Genomic DNA, 15226 nt, shown 5'->3' with positions numbered 1-15226 from the left:
CCAGGGTCAGCGCCCTCGGGGCAGCGCGCAACGCGCGGACGGCCCGGGCGCCCCGGTCAGGGGCGCGGGGCCGGTGCCGGAGCGGCCGGAGCGGCCGGAGCGGCAGGAACGGCAGGAACGGTGACCGACGCCGGCACGGGCACGGGCCCCGGTACGGGTGCCGGCACGCCCGGGACCTGCGGCGGGGCGGCGGGCTCCGTGGTGGGGACGACCAGCAGCATGCCCACCGCGAGGGCCTCCGGCTTCGGCCCGATCCGCTCCCGGTTCGCCTCGTACAGGGCCCGCCACCCGCCCCGGACCCGGCGCTTGCTGGCGATCGACACCAGCGTGTCGCCGTCGCGCACCGCGTGCATCCGCCCGGCCAGCCCGTACCGCTTGGAGCACACCGGCCACGCCTGCCAGCCCTGCGAGCCGAGGACTTCCTCCGCGACCCGGATCTGCTGCACCCGGCTGGCCAGGTCCGCGCGCTTCGCGAAGACCAGCCCGCCGAACGCCTCCCACGTCGGCTGCCAGAACTGCAGCCCGCCGTAGAAGCCGTTGCCGGTGTTCACCGACCACCGGCCACCGCTCTCGCAGTCGGCCACGCAGTCCCAGGGCCACTCCCCGCCCGGTCCGCAGTCCCCCGGCCCGTCCCCGATCACGCCGGGCGAGCCGGGGTGCGCCGCCCCGGCCGGCCCGGGCGCCGGAGGCGGCGGAGCCGCGGCCGCGGCCGCGCGGGGCAGTACGAGCGCCAGCACTGCGGCGAGCGCGACGGCGGCGCCGGAGGCGGCCCGACAGGTCCGATGGTGGGGCATCGCGTCACGCTACGCAGCCACCCGCGGCCCCCTCCGGCCCGCCACGCGGCAGGTCACCGCGCCCCACCCGGTCGGCCGACCGCGACCACCACCCCAAACGGCCACACCCGGGCACCAACTGAGCACAAGCAGAGAACAGTTGACACGAAAAAGAAGCCGAGGTCGGACGGTTCACCCTTCCGGGGGCCAGGTTCGAATCCGTTCCCTCGAATGGCGTGACCCCGGCCGCCGCTCGACCGTTGAGCCCGGCGAGCCGGGAGCCTCCCGGACCCGCACCTATGCCGAGGAGCCACCCCGTGCCGCGCATGCTCGACGTCAGTGATGAGGTACGTGCCGAGATCGGTGACGAAGAAGCCGACAGGCTGCTCGTCGGCGAGGACGCGCCGCGCAGTTACGACTGCACCTCCTGCCGCACCCCGGGCGACCCCGAGAACGACCGCACCAGCACGGTGCTGTTCGTCGGCGAGGAGACCGCCGTCCTCGCCTTCGCCCACGCCACCTGCATCCCCTCGCAGGTGGTCTCGGTCTCCGAGGAGCAGCTCCAGGGCGCCGTCCGCAGCATCACCGGCGACAGCCCGGCCGCCGCCGGTGGCCCCGGCGCCGCCCCGCAGAACGTGCCCGGCGGCCAGGCCGTCCTCGGCATCACCAGCGGCCTGATCCTGATCGCCGGGGAGCTGCACCCCGCCCTGGTCGTCGAGCCGACCGCGCCCATCGCCCGCCCCGGCAGCGACGGCCCCGGCGACGACTTCCTGCCGCTCCTCATCGAGCAGGGGTTCATCCCGGTCACCGACACCACCGAGGTCCCCACCCTCCTCGGCGGCTGGTCGGTCCTGCTCGCCGCGGGCCAGCTGCACGCCGTCCTGCAGCCGGGCAACGACGGCACCGGCCAGGTCGCCTGGTGGCAGGCGCACCAGGCGCTGTCGGTCACCGACGGCTGGCGGGCCGCCGTCAACAAGACCCAGCGCGTGCTCATCTACGCCGCCCCGGTCGGCTCCATCGGCCAGCAGCCCCGCGAGGACCTGCTGCGCGACGCCCTGGACAAGGCCGCCGCCGCGGGCAAGCTCGTGGCCGCCGCGATGCCGCTGGCGGGTACGCCCGGCGCCTGACCCCGCCGGTACGAGAACGGCCGCCGAGCCCCTTGGCGTGGGGCCGGGCGGCGTGCGCCGGGGGTGTGCGGTCCGTCCCGCACACCCCCGGCGATCTGTGTTTCCTCACCTGTCACCCCGCATCCGCAACGCGCCGGTTTCGTTGGCTGATACGTGCATGCATACGACTCCTCCCGCGCCCCGTCCTATCCGAGCACCGTCCCCGCGATGCGTCCCGCACGGGACCGGGACACCCCTCCGGCCGACTCGCACACCCCGATCTACGACACGCTGTACTCGGAGTACCTGCGCGCCTTCCGGGCGCTGCCGGGCGACCGTACGGGCGAGGAGGACCACGGGTTCACGGCCTTCGCCTACGGGGGCTCGTACACGAGCGGCACCTCGTACGGCAGCGGTTGGAACGGCTCCGCCTGGCAGCGCGTCGACGGCTGGCAGCCCTCGTACGCCCCGCAGCCGCTGCCGGCGTATTCGTACGCGGGCAGCCCCGGATACGCCGACGGGCGGCAGCACCAGACCGGGACGGCACACGTCCCGGCGGCCCTGCCGCCCGCTCCGCGCCGGGGCTACTGACCCCTCGGAGTCCGACGGAGTCCCCGCCCGGCTCCTACTTCTTCTTCTTGTACTGGGCGCCGCGCTTCTCGCGCACCCGCACCGAGATGTGGATCGGGGTGCCCTCGAAGCCGAACTCCTCGCGCAGGCGGCGCTCGATGAAGCGCCGGTAGCCGTGCTCCAGGAAGCCGGAGGCGAAGAGGACGAACCGCGGCGGCTTGCTGCCCGCCTGGGTACCGAACAGGATGCGGGGCTGCTTGCCGCCACGGATCGGGTGCGGGTGGGCGGCGACGACCTCACCGAGGAAGGCGTTCAGCCGGCCGGTGGGGACGCGGGTCTCCCAGCCGGCGAGGGCCGTCTCGATCGCCGGGACCAGCTTCTCCATGTGGCGGCCGGTGAGCGCCGAGACGTTCACCCGGGGCGCCCAGGAGACCTGCTGCATCTCGGTCTCGATCTCGCGCTCGAGGTAGTAGCGGCGCTCCTCGTCGAGCTCGTCCCACTTGTTGTACGCGATCACGATCGCGCGGCCCGCCTCGACGGCCATCGTGATGATGCGCTGGTCCTGGACGCTGATGGTCTCGGTGGTGTCGATCAGGATCACCGCGACCTCCGCCTTCTCGACGGCGGCGGCCGTGCGCAGGGAGGCGTAGTAGTCGGCACCCTGCTGCAGGTGGACCTTCTTGCGGATACCGGCGGTGTCGACGAACTTCCAGGTGATGCCACCGAGTTCGATCAGCTCGTCGACCGGGTCGCGGGTGGTGCCGGCCAACTCGTTGACGACGACGCGGTCCTCCTTCGCCACCTTGTTGAGCAGCGAGGACTTGCCGACGTTCGGGCGGCCGATCAGCGCGATGCGGCGCGGGCCGCCGGGGGCGGCGCCGCCGAAGGTCTGCTCGGGGGCCTCGGGCAGGGCCTCCAGGACGGCGTCGAGCATGTCACCGGTGCCGCGGCCGTGCAGCGAGGAGACCGGGTGCGGCATGCCGAGGCCGAGCGACCACAGGGAGGCCGCGTCGGACTCGCCGCTCTGGCCGTCGACCTTGTTGGCGCAGAGCACGACGGGCTTGCCCGCCTTGCGCAGCAGCCGTACGACGGCCTCGTCGGTGTCGGTGGCGCCGACCTTGGAGTCGACGACGAAGACGACCGCGTCGGCGGCCTCGATGGCGTACTCGGCCTGGGCGGCGACGGAGGCGTCGATGCCGAGGACGTCCTGCTCCCAGCCTCCGGTGTCGACGACCTTGAAGCGGCGGCCGGCCCACTCGGCCTCGTACGTGACGCGGTCGCGGGTGACGCCGGGCTTGTCCTCGACGACCGCCTCGCGGCGGCCGATGATCCGGTTCACCAGGGTCGACTTGCCGACGTTCGGGCGGCCGACGACGGCGAGGACGGGGAGCGGGCCGTGACCGGCCTCCTCGATCGCGCCTTCGACCTCTTCGAGGTCGAAGCCCTCTTCCGCGGCGAGCTCCATGAACTCCGCGTACTCGGCATCGCCAAGTGCTCCGTGGTCGTGCTGGTCGTTCATGAAGTCCGTTCCTCGTCGTTCGTGGTGATCGGTGGTGCCCGCGCAGCGCGGTTCCACTACTGGTTTCAAGTCTCGCTCAGCGCCCGGTGAGGCGCTTGGCGTCGGCCAGGTGGGCGGTCAGCCGGTCCTGGATGCGTACGGTGGCCTCGTCCAGCGCGGTACGGGTACGGCGGCCACTGCCGTCACCCGCGTCGAAGGCCGAGCCGAAGACGACGTCGACCCGGCTCTTGAGGGCCGGCAGGCCCTTGACGACCCGGCCCGGGGTGTCTCCGCTGCCCAGGACGGCCACGGGGACGACGGGGGCGCCGCTGCGGACCGCGAAGTACGCGAGGCCCGCGCGCAGCGAGGCGAAGTCTCCCTCGCCCCGGGTGCCCTCGGGAAATATCCCCAGGGCCCCTCCATTGTCGAGCACGCCGAGGGCGCGCCCTATCGCCGTCCGGTCGGGACCGCCGCGGTCGACCTTGACCTGCCCGATCCCTTCGAGGAAGGGGCCGAGCGGGCCCACGTACGCTTCCTTCTTGATCAGGAAGTGCAGCGGTCTGGGCGCGGTGCCCATGACCATGGGGCCGTCGATGTTGTGCGAGTGGTTCACGGCGAGGATGACGGGGCCCGAGGCGGGCACCTTCCAGGCCCCCAGTACGCGCGGCTTCCAGAGCCCGTACATGAGCCCGATGCCGATGCGCCTGCCGACCGCCGCACCCTTGAGGGAGGGCGCTTGGCTCACTTGCGGCCCGCCCGCTTCTCTTCCACCAGCGTCACGACGCACTCGATCACCTGGTCGAGCGTGAGTTCGGTGGTGTCCACCTCGACGGCGTCGTCGGCCTTGGCCAGCGGGGAGGTCTTGCGGCCGGAGTCGGCCGCGTCGCGCTTGATCAGCGCCTCCTTGGTGGCCGCGAGGTCGGCGGCCTCCTTGCCCTGGAGCTCGCCGCTGCGGCGGGCGGCGCGCGCCTCGGCGGAAGCGGTCAGGAAGATCTTGAGGTCGGCGTCGGGCAGGACGGTGGTGCCGATGTCCCGGCCCTCGACGACGATCCCGTCGGCCTCCTGGGCCGCCCCGGCCGCGATGGAGCGCTGCAGGTCGGTGATCAGGGTGCGCACCTCGGGGACGGCGCTGACGGCGCTGACCTTCGAGGTGACCTCCTGGGTCCGGATGGGGCCGGCGGCGTCGAGGCCGTCCACGGTGATGGTGGGGGCGGCCGGGTCGGTGCCGGACACGATGCTGGGCTTGCCGGCGGCGATCGCGATGGCCTGCGGGTCGTCGGTGTCGACGCCGTTGGTGATCATCCACCAGGTGATGGCCCGGTACTGGGCGCCGGTGTCCAGGTAGCGCAGCCCGAGCTTGGCGGCCACGGCCTTGGAGGTGCTGGACTTGCCCGTGCCGGAGGGACCGTCGATGGCGACGATCACGGCGGACGGAGCTGCGGTTTCCACGGTGCGGGCACCTTCCTGGTTGCGCGTACGTGTCCGGGCGCGGCAAAGCGCCCCTCCCCAAGGTTACCGGCCCCGGACGGCCGCCGTCCCCGCCGTATTTTCCGGGGCCGGCCGGCCCCGGAACGGGCCGCCCCGCTACTGCTGCCGCAGCGCCCAGCCCCGCTCGCGCAGCTCGGCGGTCAGGCCGGCAACCGCCCTCGGCTCGACCATGAGTTGGACGAGGCCGGCCTGCTGACCCGTCGCGTGCTCGATCCGTACGTCCTCGATGTTGACCCCGGCCCGCCCCGCGTCGGCGAAGATCCGTGCCAGCTCGCCGGGCTGGTCACTGATGAGCACGGCCACCGTCTCGTAGACCGTGGGCGCCGCGCCGTGCTTGCCCGGCACCCGGACCCGGCCCGCGTTCCCGCGGCGCAGCACGTCCTCGATGCCGGCGGCGCCGCCGCGGCGCTTCTCCACGTCGGCGGACTGCAGGCCCCGCAGTGCCTCCACGGTCTCTTCCAGGTCGGCGGCGATCCCGGCGAGGACGTCGGCGACCGGTCCCGGGTTGGCCGACAGGATCTCCACCCACATCCGATGGTCGGAGGCCGCGATCCGGGTCACGTCGCGGATGCCCTGTCCGCACAGCCGGACCGCGGTCTCGTCGGCCTCCTCCAGCCGGGCCGCGACCATGCTGGAGACCAGCTGGGGGGTGTGCGAGACGAGCGCCACCGCGCGGTCGTGGGCGTCGGCGTCCATCACCACCGGTACGGCCCGGGAGAGGGCCACCAGTTCCAGCGCGAGGTTGAGCACCTCGTGGTCGGTGTCGCGGGTGGGGGTCAGCACCCACGGGCGGCCCTCGAAGAGGTCCGCGGTGGCGGCGAGCGGCCCCGACTGCTCCTTGCCGGCCATCGGGTGCGTCCCGATGTACGCGGTGACGTCCACGCCGAGCGCCGCCAGCTCCCGCCGCGGTCCGCCCTTGACGCTGGCCACGTCCACGTAGGCGCGCGCGACCCGGCGCCCGATCAGGTCGGCCAGGGTCGCGGCCACGTGGGCCGGCGGTACGGCGACGATCGCGAGGTCGACCTGCTCCTTGGGGGCCTCGTCGGTGCCGGCCCCGAGGGCGGCGGCCGTGCGGGCCCGGTCCGGGTCGTGGTCGGCGAGGTGGACGGTGATCCCCCTGGCGGACAGGGCGAGCGCCGCGGAGGTGCCGATCAGTCCGGTTCCGATGACGGCGGCGGTTCTCACGAGGCACTCCAGGGGACGTAAAGGCGAGCTGACGGACTGTCCGGCCAGGGTATCCAGCACCTGCGGCACGAGGGCCCGACCGCCCATCCCGTGGGACGGCGGCCGCGCCCCGGTGCGGCGCTCGCGGTCGGTCAGAGGTTCTGCGCCCGGATGATCTCCTCCAGCGAACCGGTCGGCAGCTCTCCGCCCGGGCTCAGCTTGTCGACGGCCGTCGGCAGCGCCTGCGCGATCTGGTCGGCGGCCTCCTGCGGGCTGACGCCGGCCTGCGCGGCCGCCTTCTGGAGGGCCTCGTCGGGGAGCGCCTCGGCGATCTGGGCCCCGCTGACCGACTGGTTGTCGCCGGTGCCGATCCAGGACTGGGCCTGGTCGGCCAGGCCCGACTTGGTCAGCATGTCCATCAGCCCGCCGAGCGGGTTGCTCCCGCCGGCCTGGGAACCGCCGGCCCCGCCCATCAGGGCGCCGAGCAGCGCACCGAGGACGTTGCCGGCGCCGCCGGCTCCCCCGCCGGCGCTCCCGCCCTGACCGCTGCTCCCGCCCAGGAGACCGCCGAGAAGGGAACCGAGGTCGTTACCCGCCATCGTCGTGCCTTTCGCAGAGGGACCGGGCCGCGCGGACGTGGCGCACCCGGCTTCGAGACACGGACAATGTCACCCATGGTGGACCGTGCCGCCACCTGGCGCACACGTCCGCGCCCCCTGCGGTAGAACCATCCGCATGATCTTCCACATCGTCCCGCTCGCCGACTGGGCCGCTGCCCCCGAGCTCCCTTACGCCCCGCCCTCGCTGGCGACCGAGGGGTTCGTCCACTGTTCCGCGGACCGCCCCACGGCACTCGCGATCGTCGACGCGCACTACCGGTCGGTACCCGGGATCCTGCTCGCGGTGGAGCTCGACGAGGGCGCGCTGACCGCCGAGGTCCGCCGGGAGAGTGATTCCGGCGGCCGTTACCCGCATGTTCACGGCCCGCTGAACCGGGAAGCCGTGATCCACGTGTGGGAGGTCGTACGCACACCCGGCAGCCCTGCCTCATTGGCCCCATGGGAACCGGGCCGATAAACCGGCGCGGCAGGCTTCACCTGAGGCCCGCCGCAGGCCAGGATGCTGACGCCATCCGGCCACGAAGCGAGGAGAGACTCATGAGCGACCTCACGCACACCGCCCGGCGCACGGTACTGACGATCGGCGCGGCCGCCCTGGCCGGCGGCACGATCACCGCCTGCGGCAGCAGCGGCGGTGAGAAGGCCGCCCCGGGGGAACCGAACGAGGTGCCCGCCCAGCCCGCCGAGCCCGCCGCTCCGGCTCCCGCCACCTCGGCGGACACGGGCGCCGCGGCCGGCAAGGCCCTCACCAAGAAGGCGGACATCCCGGTGGGCGGCGGCAAGGTCTTCAAGGAGGAGAAGGTCGTGGTCACCCAGCCCAAGGCCGGAACCTTCAAATGCTTCACGGCGGTCTGCCCCCACCAGGGCTGCCTGGTCAACAAGGTGGACGACGGCAGCATCGACTGCCCCTGCCACAACAGCAAGTTCGCGGTCGCCGACGGCGCGGTGACCAAGGGCCCGGCCACCAAGGGGCTGGCGGAGAAGAAGATCAAGGTCGCGGCGGACGGCAATATCTCGCTCGCATAGCGGCAGGTCAGGCGCCTAAGCTCCCCGGATGGACGATCTGACACTGGTACGGGACCACACCGTCTACCGGTGCGTGATGGGCTCCCGGGCGTTCGGACTGGCGACGGAGGCGAGCGACACCGACCTGCGCGGTGTCTACCTCGCCCCGACGCCGCTGTTCTGGCGGTTCGAGAAGCCCCCCACCCACGTGGAGGGCCCGCGGGACGAGGAGTTCTCCTGGGAGCTGGAGCGCTTCTGTGAACTGGCCCTGCGGGCCAACCCGAACATCCTGGAGTGCCTGCACTCCCCCCTGGTGGAAGAGGTGACCCCGGTCGGCGAGGAACTGCTCTCGCTGCGCGGGGCCTTCCTCTCCCGCCGGGCCCACACCAGCTTCAGCCGGTACGCGGCCTCCCAGCGCGGCAAGCTCCTCGCCGACGTCCGGGTCCACGGCGCCCCGCGCTGGAAGCACGCCATGCACCTGCTGCGCCTGCTGCTGTCCTGCCGTGACCTGCTGCGCACCGGCCGGCTGACCATCGACGCCGGCCCGTACCGCGACCGCCTGCTCGCGGTCCGCCGCGGCGAGCTCACCTGGGAGGCGGTCGACGCCTGGATGGCCCGCCTCCAGGAGGAGACCGAGAGCGCCCTGGCCCGCACCGTGCTGCCGGCGGAGCCGGACCACGCCCGGGTGCAGGACTTCCTGGTCCGCACCCGCCGCGCGTCAGCCGTGTAGCACGCGCCGCCGCACGACGAACGCGTCGAGGGCGTCGTACGCCGTCACGTGCTCGGGCAGCGCGGAAGCGGCCTGAGCCGCGTCGAGCACGGCGTGCAGCGCCTCGAGGTCCTCGCGCACGCCGCCGACGGGCGGCCCCTCGTAGCCCCCGTGCTCGGCGGCCACCTTGGCCTCGACGAGGGCGGCGAGGTACGGGGGCGCCTCCGGCACCTCGGCCAGCAGGGTCGGCAGGTGCGCCTGCACCTCGGCCGACCGCATGAGGTGGATGCCGGTGAGCAGCGCCCGGAACGCGTAGAGCAGCGGTTTGAGTTCGGCGGACTTCTCGAAGAGCCGCCACTGGGTGCCCGCGAACCCCCGGTAGTGGTGGGCGTGGTGGGAGGTCAGCACGCCCGGGGCCAGCGCGATCAGTTCCTCGTGCGCCGCCGTCGTGTGGACCACGAGCGGGGAGAGCAGCTGCTCCAGGACGTAGCCGTTGCGGTTCAGCATCAGGCGGACGAACTTGCGCAGGTCGTGCGTGACGAGGTCCATCTCCACGTCGTCCCGGTCCCACATGCGGGTCCGGGTCTCCTCCGGATCGCGCAGACCCAGCAGGGCCTCCGCCGGGAGCAGGTGGGCGCCGCGCAGGTCGATGTCGGAGTCCCGGGACGGGAAGCCGTACAGGTGCGCGCCGGAGACCGTGGCGAAGAGCAGCGGGTCGGGCTGCTCCGCCACGACGGGGGTCAGGTCGATGCTCAGTGCGTCCAGCATGGATCAATCGTCCCAGAGGGTGCCGTAGGCCAGGAGTTCGTCCCGGTACTCGATGCGGCCCTCCCACTCGCGGGGCCAGGCGTCCGCGCCGAGGTGGGCTCCGGCGAAGGCGCCCGCGAGACAGGCGATGGAGTCGGAGTCGCCGCGCGTGCAGGCGGCCCGGCGCAGCGCGGTCAGCGGCTCGTCGGGGAAGAGGAGGAAGCAGTGCAGGGCGGTGGCGAGGGCCTCCTCGGCTATCCAGCCGTCGCCCGTGGTCAGGCAGGGGTCGGTCTCCGGGGAGGGGGACCGCAGGGCGGCCGAGAGCCGGTCGAGGACCGCCAGGCACTCGTCCCAGCCCCGGGCGATGAAGGACTCCGCGGAGGCGTCGGACGCGGTCCGCATCCACAGGTCGCCGAGCCAGCGCTCGTGGTAGCGGGTGCGGTTCTCCAGTGCGTACGAGCGCAGTCGCCCGACGAGCCCGGTCACCTCGGTGCCCTCGGCCAGCAGGTGCACGGCCCGGGCGGTCAGGTCGGAGGCGGCGAGCGCCGTCGGGTGTCCGTGGGTGAGGGCCGACTGGAGCTGCGCGGCGCCGGCCCGTTCCTCCTCGGTCCAGTCGGGCACCAGCCCGACCGGGACCACCCGCATGTTGGCGCCGCAGCCCTTGGAGCCGATCTGGCTGGCGTCGCGCCAGTCCCGGTCCGGGGCGTTGAGCAGCCGGCAGGCCGTCATGCAGGTGCGGCCCGGGGCCCGGTTGTTCTCCGGGGAGTGGTACCAGTCGACGAACTCCTCGCGGACCGGCCGGGTCAGGCGCAGCGGCCCCACCCGGCCCCGCTCGCCGGCCGTGCGCATGCCGCGGGCCAGGGCGAGGGTCATCTGGGTGTCGTCCGTGACGATCGCCGGGCGCGGCAGGCCCATCTCCCGCCAGGGGCCCGTCTTGGCCAGGATCGAGGGCACGTCGTTGAACTCGGTCGGGAAGCCGAGGGCGTCGCCCAGGGCCAGGCCGATCATGGCGCCCGTCGCGGCTCGCTTGGTCATCGGGTGGATCCTTCCGGTCGCAGCAGGGGTGGGTGGAGGGTGGTCGCCGGGCCGGGCCGGTAGAGGGCGGCCGGTTTGCCGCGGCCGCCGGTCAGCCGGGCGGCGCCCGGTACGGCCTCGACGAAGCCCGGCGTCGCCAGGACCTTGCGGCGGAAGTTGGGTCGGTCGAGGCTGGTGTTCCAGACGGTCTCGTAGACGGACTGGAGCTCGCCGAGGGTGAACTCGGGCGGGCAGAAGCCGGTGGCCAGGCAGGTGTACTCGAGCTTGGCGCCGATCCGCTCGCGTGCGTCCGCCAGGATCACCGCGTGGTCGAAGGCCAGTTCCGAGACCTCGTGCAGCGCGGTCCAGCGGGCGTGCGCCGCGTCCCCGCCGCCCTCGGCCGCCGGCTCCGGCAGGTCCGGGACGAGGGCGGTGAAGGCCACGGAGACCACCCGCATCCGGGGGTCCCGGTCCGGTTCGCTGTACGTGCGCAGCTGCTCCAGGTGGAGTGCGGCCACGAGCCGGTCCGGCAGGCCGGTCTCCTCGGCCAGTTCGCGCCGCGCGGCGGTCTCGGCGGACTCCCGCGGCAGGACGAACCCACCGGGCAGCGCCCAGGCCCCGGCGTACGGTTCCTGGCCGCGCCGGATCAGCAGGACGTGCAGGGCTCCGCCGCGCACGGTGAAGACGGCCAGGTCGACCGTCACCGCGAACGGCTCGAAGGCGTAGGGGTCATAGCCGGCGGTCATCGGTTCTCCGGAAGGGGGTCGGTGAAGTGCCAGCCCTCGGCCAGCAGGGCGTCCACGGCGCGGACGGCCTCCTCCAGCCGGGCCGCCCGGTCCCCGCGCACGACGAGGAAACGCCTCCCGGTGCGCTCCAGTTCCGCCCGGAACCGCTCGGTCATCCAGGGCCGCAGGTGCTCCCCGTCCCGCAGCCCGTCGTCCTCGAAGGGCACGTCGGCGTGGTCGGTGAGCAGGTACAGGTCCCGCCGGGTGAGGTCGGCGATCCGCTCGACCTCCGCGTTGCGGCCGCCCGTGTAGCGCTCGTGCCAGATCCCGGTCGCGAAGGAGTCGGTGTCGCAGAACAGCACCGGGGAGCCGAGCCGGGCCGCGTGCTCCTCGTCCGCGTCCTGGTGGCGCGCGATGACCGGGAACTCCTGCGAGGTGAAGGACACGTCCGCCCAGGAGGCGGTCGGGTCGGCGGCGCGGGCCGCCGCCAGTTTGTCCTCGCTGTACCGGCGCCCGTACTCGGCGACCCAGCCCGTCTTGGCCCATACGCCGCCGCGCCGCCGGTAGTGGTCCGCCAGGGCCCGCGACAGCGTGGTGGTCCCGGTGGACTCCGCGCCGAGGACGACGACCCGCCGGGTCAGGGCGGCCCGGACGGCCGGTCCCAGGAACTCCCAGGAGCCGGCCGGGTCCTTGCGCACCGCCGTTCCGGACACCGGGAACAGCGTCCGTTCCCGGTCCACCAGGACCTCCTCGGCGCCGAACCGCCGGGCGAGCTCGCTGCCGTACTCCTCCGAGGTGAACACGGCGTCCACCCGTTCGGGGACCGCGCCGCGGAAGACGGCCATGTGCGCCTCCCAGATCTGCGGGTCGTGCAGGTCGACCGGGATGTCGTCCACCGCGCCGACGACCTCGGCCCCGGGGTGCGCCTCGCGCATCCAGGCGACCCGGTCGGCGAGCGGGACCGACTCCACCGAGGCCGCGCACACCAGCACGGTCAGCCGCTCGCACTGGTCCTGGGCGGTGCGCACGAGGTGGTGGTGCCCGGCGTGCGGCGGGTAGAACTTGCCGAGGACGAGGCCGTGCCCGTGCCGCCTCATGCCGTCGCCCCCGCCGCCGTACGGGCGTCCCGCGCGGGCAGGGTGCGCCGCCAGCCGAGGAGTCCGACCACGCACAGGGCGAGGAAGCCCACGTAGAGCGCGGAGGTCAGGTAGAGGCCCTTGTGGGCGTAGAGCGGAATGTAGACGAGGTCGGCGGCGATCCACAGCCACCAGGACTCGACGAGCTTGCGGCACTGCCCGTACGTGGCGACGAGCGAGAGCCCGGTCGTCAGCGCGTCCCAGAAGGGGACGGTGGAATCGGTGGCGCGGCCCAGCAGCAGGGTGAGCGCGAGCACCCCCACCGCCCCCGCCGCGGCGAGCCCGGCCCATTCGGTGCGCGTGGTGCGGCGCACCGGCAGGGCCTCGGCGGATCCTGGTCCACCCCCGTGGGTCCAGGACCACCAGCCGTAGGCGGCGAGGGCGATGAAGACGATCTGGAGCCCGGCGTCGGCGTAGAGGCCGGCCTGGGCGAAGAGCACGATGAAGAAGACGTTGTTGGCGATCCCGATCGGCCAGTTGGCCACGTGCTGCCGGGCGACCAGCCAGACGCACAGGGCGCCGGTGGCGAAGCCGAGCACCTCGGTCCAGCTCATGCTCCAACTCATGGCGACCCCCTCAGAACATTTAATGGTCAGGTTGACTATAAACAGTGGAGCGGGTCCCCGACAAGCAGAAAACCCGCGGCGCCCTGGGGCACCGCGGGTTTTCTGGGATCGGACCGGCCGCCTGCGCGGCGACCGGCCTGCGTACTAGAGGCCGACCTCGCGCATCAGCATGCCGACCTCGGTGTTGGTCAGGCGGCGCAGCCAGCCGGACTTCTGGTCGCCCAGCTCGATCGGACCGAAGGAGGTCCGGACGAGCTTCTCGACCGGGAAGCCGGCCTCCGCCATCATGCGGCGGACGATGTGCTTGCGGCCCTCGTGGAGGGTGACTTCGACCAGGTAGTTCTTGCCGACCTGGTCGACGACGCGGAAGTGGTCGGCGCGGGCGTAGCCGTCCTCCAGCTCGATGCCGTCCTTGAGCCGCTTGCCGATCTCGCGCGGCAGCGGACCGGTGATGGCCGCCACGTACGTCTTCTTCACGCCGTACTTCGGGTGCGTGAGGCGGTGGGCCAGCTCACCGTGGTTGGTGAGCAGGATGATGCCCTCGGTCTCGGTGTCGAGCCGGCCGACGTGGAAGAGCCGGGTCTCGCGGTTGGTGACGTAGTCGCCGAGGCACTGGCGGCCGTCCGGGTCCTCCATGGTGGAGACGACGCCGGCGGGCTTGTTCAGCGCGAAGAACAGGTACGACTGGGTGGCGACGGTCAGGCCGTCCACCTTGATCTCGTCCTTCGGCTGGACGCGCTTGCCCTGCTCCAGCACGATCTCGCCGTTGACCTCGACGCGGGCCTGCTCGATGAGCTCCTCGCAGGCGCGGCGCGAACCCATGCCGGCGCGGGCGAGCACCTTCTGCAGGCGCTCGCCCTCCGCCTCGGCGCCCGGGAAGGTCTTCGGGGTCTTGATCACGGGCTTGTCGGCGTACCGGTCGCGCACGCGCTCCTCGATCCGCGCGTCCAGCTCGCGCGGGCGGGACTGGCCGCTGCGGCTGCCGGGGCCGCTGCGCGGGCCGCCGGCGCCGCCGATGCCGGGGGTCTTGGAGGTCCGGGGACCGCCCTTGGCGCCACCGCGCGCCGCGGCGCCGCGGGCACCGCCGCCGCCCGCCTTGGGGCCGCTGCGTCCGCTGCGCTCGCCCTCGGGGCCTACGTCGTAGCGGCGCTCCTCGGGACGCGGGTTGCGGATGCGGGGGGCCGGCTGGTCGCGGTCGCGCGAGTCGGAGCCGCCCTGGTAGCCGCCCTGGTAGCCGCCGCCCGAGCTGCCGCCGCGGGAGCCGCCGCCCTGGTAGCCGCCGGAGCCGCCAGAGCTGCCGCCCCGGTAGCCGCCGCCGGAGCTGCCGCCACGGGAGCCGCCGGAGCCGCTGCCACCGCCGGAGCCGCTCCCGCGGTAGCCACCGCCGCCGCTGGAGGAGCCGCCGCGGGAGTTACCGCGCCCGCCGCCTCCGCCGCCGCTGTTCCTGTTGCCGCCACCGTTGCCGTTGCCGCTGCTTCGCATCAAAGTTCCGTCGTCTTGTCGTCGTCTGCATCTGTGTCCGGTGCGTCCGGATCGAACGACGGCACACCTTCTTGCGTCTCGGCTTCGATCGCGTCCGCCTCGGGGAGGAAGGGCGCGAGCTCCGGGAGCTCGTCCAGGCCGCGCAGGCCCATCCGCTCCAGAAAGTAGTTCGTCGTCCTGTACAGGATCGCACCTGTTTCGGGTTCCGTCCCCGCCTCCTCCACCAGACCGCGCTGGAGGAGGGTCCGCATGACCCCGTCGCAGTTGACTCCGCGGACCGCGGAGACCCGCGATCGGCTCACCGGCTGCCGGTACGCGACAACCGCCAGGGTCTCCAGGGCCGCCTGGGTGAGCCGGGCCTGCTGGCCGTCCAGTACGAAGCCCTCGACGGCCGGCGCGTACTCCGCCCGGGTGTAGAACCGCCAGCCGCCGGCGACCAACCGCAGCTCGAAGCCCCGGCGCGCGGCCGTGTACTCGTCGGCGAGCTCCCGCAGCGCCTGCCCGACCTCGCGCGGGGTGCGCTCCAACACCTTGGCCAGGTGCGCCTCGGTGGCCGGCTCGTCCACGACCATGAGCACGGCCTCCAGGGCCGGCTTCAGCTCCAGCGCGGCCACCGCGCTGAC

The 15226-nt window shown here is 73.4% G+C and carries 17 protein-coding genes and 1 pseudogene; 5 read left to right on the top strand and 13 right to left on the bottom strand.

Annotation, left to right across the window (positions count from 1 at the left end):
- Positions 1–56: 56 nt before the first annotated feature.
- On the bottom strand, positions 57–794 hold the full coding sequence (locus OG207_RS32895; RefSeq protein WP_329103558.1) for a LysM peptidoglycan-binding domain-containing protein: 738 nt from the start codon (positions 792–794) through the stop codon (positions 57–59).
- 296 nt (positions 795–1090) lie between these two features.
- On the opposite strand from OG207_RS32895, the gene OG207_RS32890 reads away from it, so the two are divergent.
- Together OG207_RS32890 and OG207_RS32885 are read left to right on the top strand one after the other, a co-directional pair.
- A complete protein-coding gene (locus tag OG207_RS32890) occupies positions 1091–1900 on the top strand; it encodes a hypothetical protein (protein WP_329103556.1) in 810 nt (269 codons plus the stop codon).
- A gap of 207 nt (positions 1901–2107) precedes the next feature.
- Complete coding sequence (locus OG207_RS32885; protein ID WP_329103554.1) at positions 2108–2470, top strand: hypothetical protein; 363 nt, start codon at positions 2108–2110, stop codon at positions 2468–2470.
- 34 nt (positions 2471–2504) lie between these two features.
- Here the strand turns inward: OG207_RS32885 and der are convergent, their stop codons facing one another.
- From der to OG207_RS32860, 5 genes and pseudogenes are all read right to left on the bottom strand, one after another.
- Positions 2505–3968 (bottom strand): ribosome biogenesis GTPase Der, encoded by a 1464-nt coding sequence (der, locus tag OG207_RS32880; protein WP_329103552.1) that lies wholly within the window; start codon positions 3966–3968, stop codon positions 2505–2507.
- Positions 3969–4044: 76 nt separating this feature from the next.
- Entirely contained in the window at positions 4045–4632 is a 588-nt protein-coding gene (locus OG207_RS32875; protein WP_382550876.1) for a lysophospholipid acyltransferase family protein, read from the bottom strand.
- 56 nt (positions 4633–4688) lie between these two features.
- Complete coding sequence (cmk, locus tag OG207_RS32870) at positions 4689–5396, bottom strand: (d)CMP kinase (protein ID WP_329103548.1); 708 nt, start codon at positions 5394–5396, stop codon at positions 4689–4691.
- A gap of 135 nt (positions 5397–5531) precedes the next feature.
- A complete protein-coding gene (locus OG207_RS32865) occupies positions 5532–6620 on the bottom strand; it encodes a prephenate dehydrogenase (protein ID WP_329103546.1) in 1089 nt (362 codons plus the stop codon).
- A 131-nt stretch (positions 6621–6751) separates the two neighbouring features.
- A pseudogene (locus OG207_RS32860) lies at positions 6752–7219 on the bottom strand (YidB family protein); the annotation flags it as partial.
- A 115-nt stretch (positions 7220–7334) separates the two neighbouring features.
- Between OG207_RS32860 and OG207_RS32855 the strand changes: the two are divergent.
- The 3 genes from OG207_RS32855 to OG207_RS32845 all read left to right on the top strand — a co-directional run bounded on the left by OG207_RS32855 (position 7335) and on the right by OG207_RS32845 (position 8954).
- Entirely contained in the window at positions 7335–7676 is a 342-nt protein-coding gene (locus OG207_RS32855; protein ID WP_329103543.1) for a DUF952 domain-containing protein, read from the top strand.
- An 80-nt stretch (positions 7677–7756) separates the two neighbouring features.
- Entirely contained in the window at positions 7757–8245 is a 489-nt protein-coding gene (locus OG207_RS32850) for a Rieske (2Fe-2S) protein (protein ID WP_329103541.1), read from the top strand.
- Between the two features lie 28 nt (positions 8246–8273).
- Positions 8274–8954: a nucleotidyltransferase domain-containing protein gene (locus OG207_RS32845; RefSeq protein WP_329103539.1), complete on the top strand. Its 681-nt coding sequence runs from the start codon at positions 8274–8276 to the stop codon at positions 8952–8954.
- On the opposite strand, the gene OG207_RS32840 is transcribed toward OG207_RS32845, so the two are convergent.
- From OG207_RS32840 to scpB, 7 genes are all read right to left on the bottom strand, one after another.
- A complete protein-coding gene (locus OG207_RS32840) occupies positions 8943–9701 on the bottom strand; it encodes a nucleotidyltransferase domain-containing protein (RefSeq protein ID WP_329103537.1) in 759 nt (252 codons plus the stop codon). The two genes, OG207_RS32845 and OG207_RS32840, sit on opposite strands and share 12 nt — an antisense overlap.
- A 3-nt stretch (positions 9702–9704) precedes the next feature.
- Positions 9705–10715 (bottom strand): ADP-ribosylglycohydrolase family protein, encoded by a 1011-nt coding sequence (locus OG207_RS32835; protein ID WP_329103535.1) that lies wholly within the window; start codon positions 10713–10715, stop codon positions 9705–9707.
- Positions 10712–11440, bottom strand: a complete 729-nt coding sequence (locus OG207_RS32830) for an NUDIX hydrolase (RefSeq protein ID WP_329103533.1) — start codon at positions 11438–11440, stop codon at positions 10712–10714. Before OG207_RS32830 ends, OG207_RS32835 begins: the two co-directional genes overlap by 4 nt.
- On the bottom strand, positions 11437–12516 hold the full coding sequence (locus OG207_RS32825; RefSeq protein WP_329103532.1) for an AAA family ATPase: 1080 nt from the start codon (positions 12514–12516) through the stop codon (positions 11437–11439). Before OG207_RS32825 ends, OG207_RS32830 begins: the two co-directional genes overlap by 4 nt.
- Positions 12513–13109 (bottom strand): nicotinamide riboside transporter PnuC, encoded by a 597-nt coding sequence (gene pnuC, locus OG207_RS32820; protein ID WP_329103530.1) that lies wholly within the window; start codon positions 13107–13109, stop codon positions 12513–12515. Before pnuC ends, OG207_RS32825 begins: the two co-directional genes overlap by 4 nt.
- A 156-nt stretch (positions 13110–13265) precedes the next feature.
- Positions 13266–14603 (bottom strand): pseudouridine synthase, encoded by a 1338-nt coding sequence (locus OG207_RS32815; protein ID WP_329103528.1) that lies wholly within the window; start codon positions 14601–14603, stop codon positions 13266–13268.
- On the bottom strand, positions 14603–15175 hold the full coding sequence (gene scpB, locus OG207_RS32810; RefSeq protein ID WP_402697250.1) for an SMC-Scp complex subunit ScpB: 573 nt from the start codon (positions 15173–15175) through the stop codon (positions 14603–14605). The genes OG207_RS32815 and scpB overlap by 1 nt, the downstream gene beginning before the upstream one ends.
- Between the last annotated feature and the right edge of the window lie 51 nt (positions 15176–15226).

The sequence above is a fragment of the Streptomyces sp. NBC_01439 genome (assembly GCF_036227605.1).
Taxonomy (GTDB): domain Bacteria; phylum Actinomycetota; class Actinomycetes; order Streptomycetales; family Streptomycetaceae; genus Streptomyces.
The sequence above is the reverse complement of the archived record's forward strand: the minus strand, read 5'-3'. Positions and strand labels throughout refer to the sequence as shown.

Excerpts from the sequence above, each read along its gene's own strand:
- OG207_RS32895 (WP_329103558.1), bottom strand. The coding sequence starts at position 794 with ATGCCCCACCATCGGACCTGTCGGGCCGCCTCCGGCGCCGCCGTCGCG.
- OG207_RS32885 (WP_329103554.1), top strand. The coding sequence starts at position 2,108 with ATGCGTCCCGCACGGGACCGGGACACCCCTCCGGCCGACTCGCACACC.
- der (WP_329103552.1), bottom strand. The coding sequence starts at position 3,968 with ATGAACGACCAGCACGACCACGGAGCACTTGGCGATGCCGAGTACGCG.
- OG207_RS32875 (WP_382550876.1), bottom strand. The coding sequence starts at position 4,632 with ATGTACGGGCTCTGGAAGCCGCGCGTACTGGGGGCCTGGAAGGTGCCC.
- OG207_RS32855 (WP_329103543.1), top strand. The coding sequence starts at position 7,335 with ATGATCTTCCACATCGTCCCGCTCGCCGACTGGGCCGCTGCCCCCGAG.
- OG207_RS32850 (WP_329103541.1), top strand. The coding sequence starts at position 7,757 with ATGAGCGACCTCACGCACACCGCCCGGCGCACGGTACTGACGATCGGC.
- OG207_RS32845 (WP_329103539.1), top strand. The coding sequence starts at position 8,274 with ATGGACGATCTGACACTGGTACGGGACCACACCGTCTACCGGTGCGTG.
- OG207_RS32840 (WP_329103537.1), bottom strand. The coding sequence starts at position 9,701 with ATGCTGGACGCACTGAGCATCGACCTGACCCCCGTCGTGGCGGAGCAG.
- OG207_RS32835 (WP_329103535.1), bottom strand. The coding sequence starts at position 10,715 with ATGACCAAGCGAGCCGCGACGGGCGCCATGATCGGCCTGGCCCTGGGC.
- OG207_RS32830 (WP_329103533.1), bottom strand. The coding sequence starts at position 11,440 with ATGACCGCCGGCTATGACCCCTACGCCTTCGAGCCGTTCGCGGTGACG.
- OG207_RS32825 (WP_329103532.1), bottom strand. The coding sequence starts at position 12,516 with ATGAGGCGGCACGGGCACGGCCTCGTCCTCGGCAAGTTCTACCCGCCG.
- pnuC (WP_329103530.1), bottom strand. The coding sequence starts at position 13,109 with ATGAGCTGGACCGAGGTGCTCGGCTTCGCCACCGGCGCCCTGTGCGTC.
- OG207_RS32815 (WP_329103528.1), bottom strand. The coding sequence starts at position 14,603 with ATGCGAAGCAGCGGCAACGGCAACGGTGGCGGCAACAGGAACAGCGGC.
- scpB (WP_402697250.1), bottom strand. The coding sequence starts at position 15,175 with ATGGTCGTGGACGAGCCGGCCACCGAGGCGCACCTGGCCAAGGTGTTG.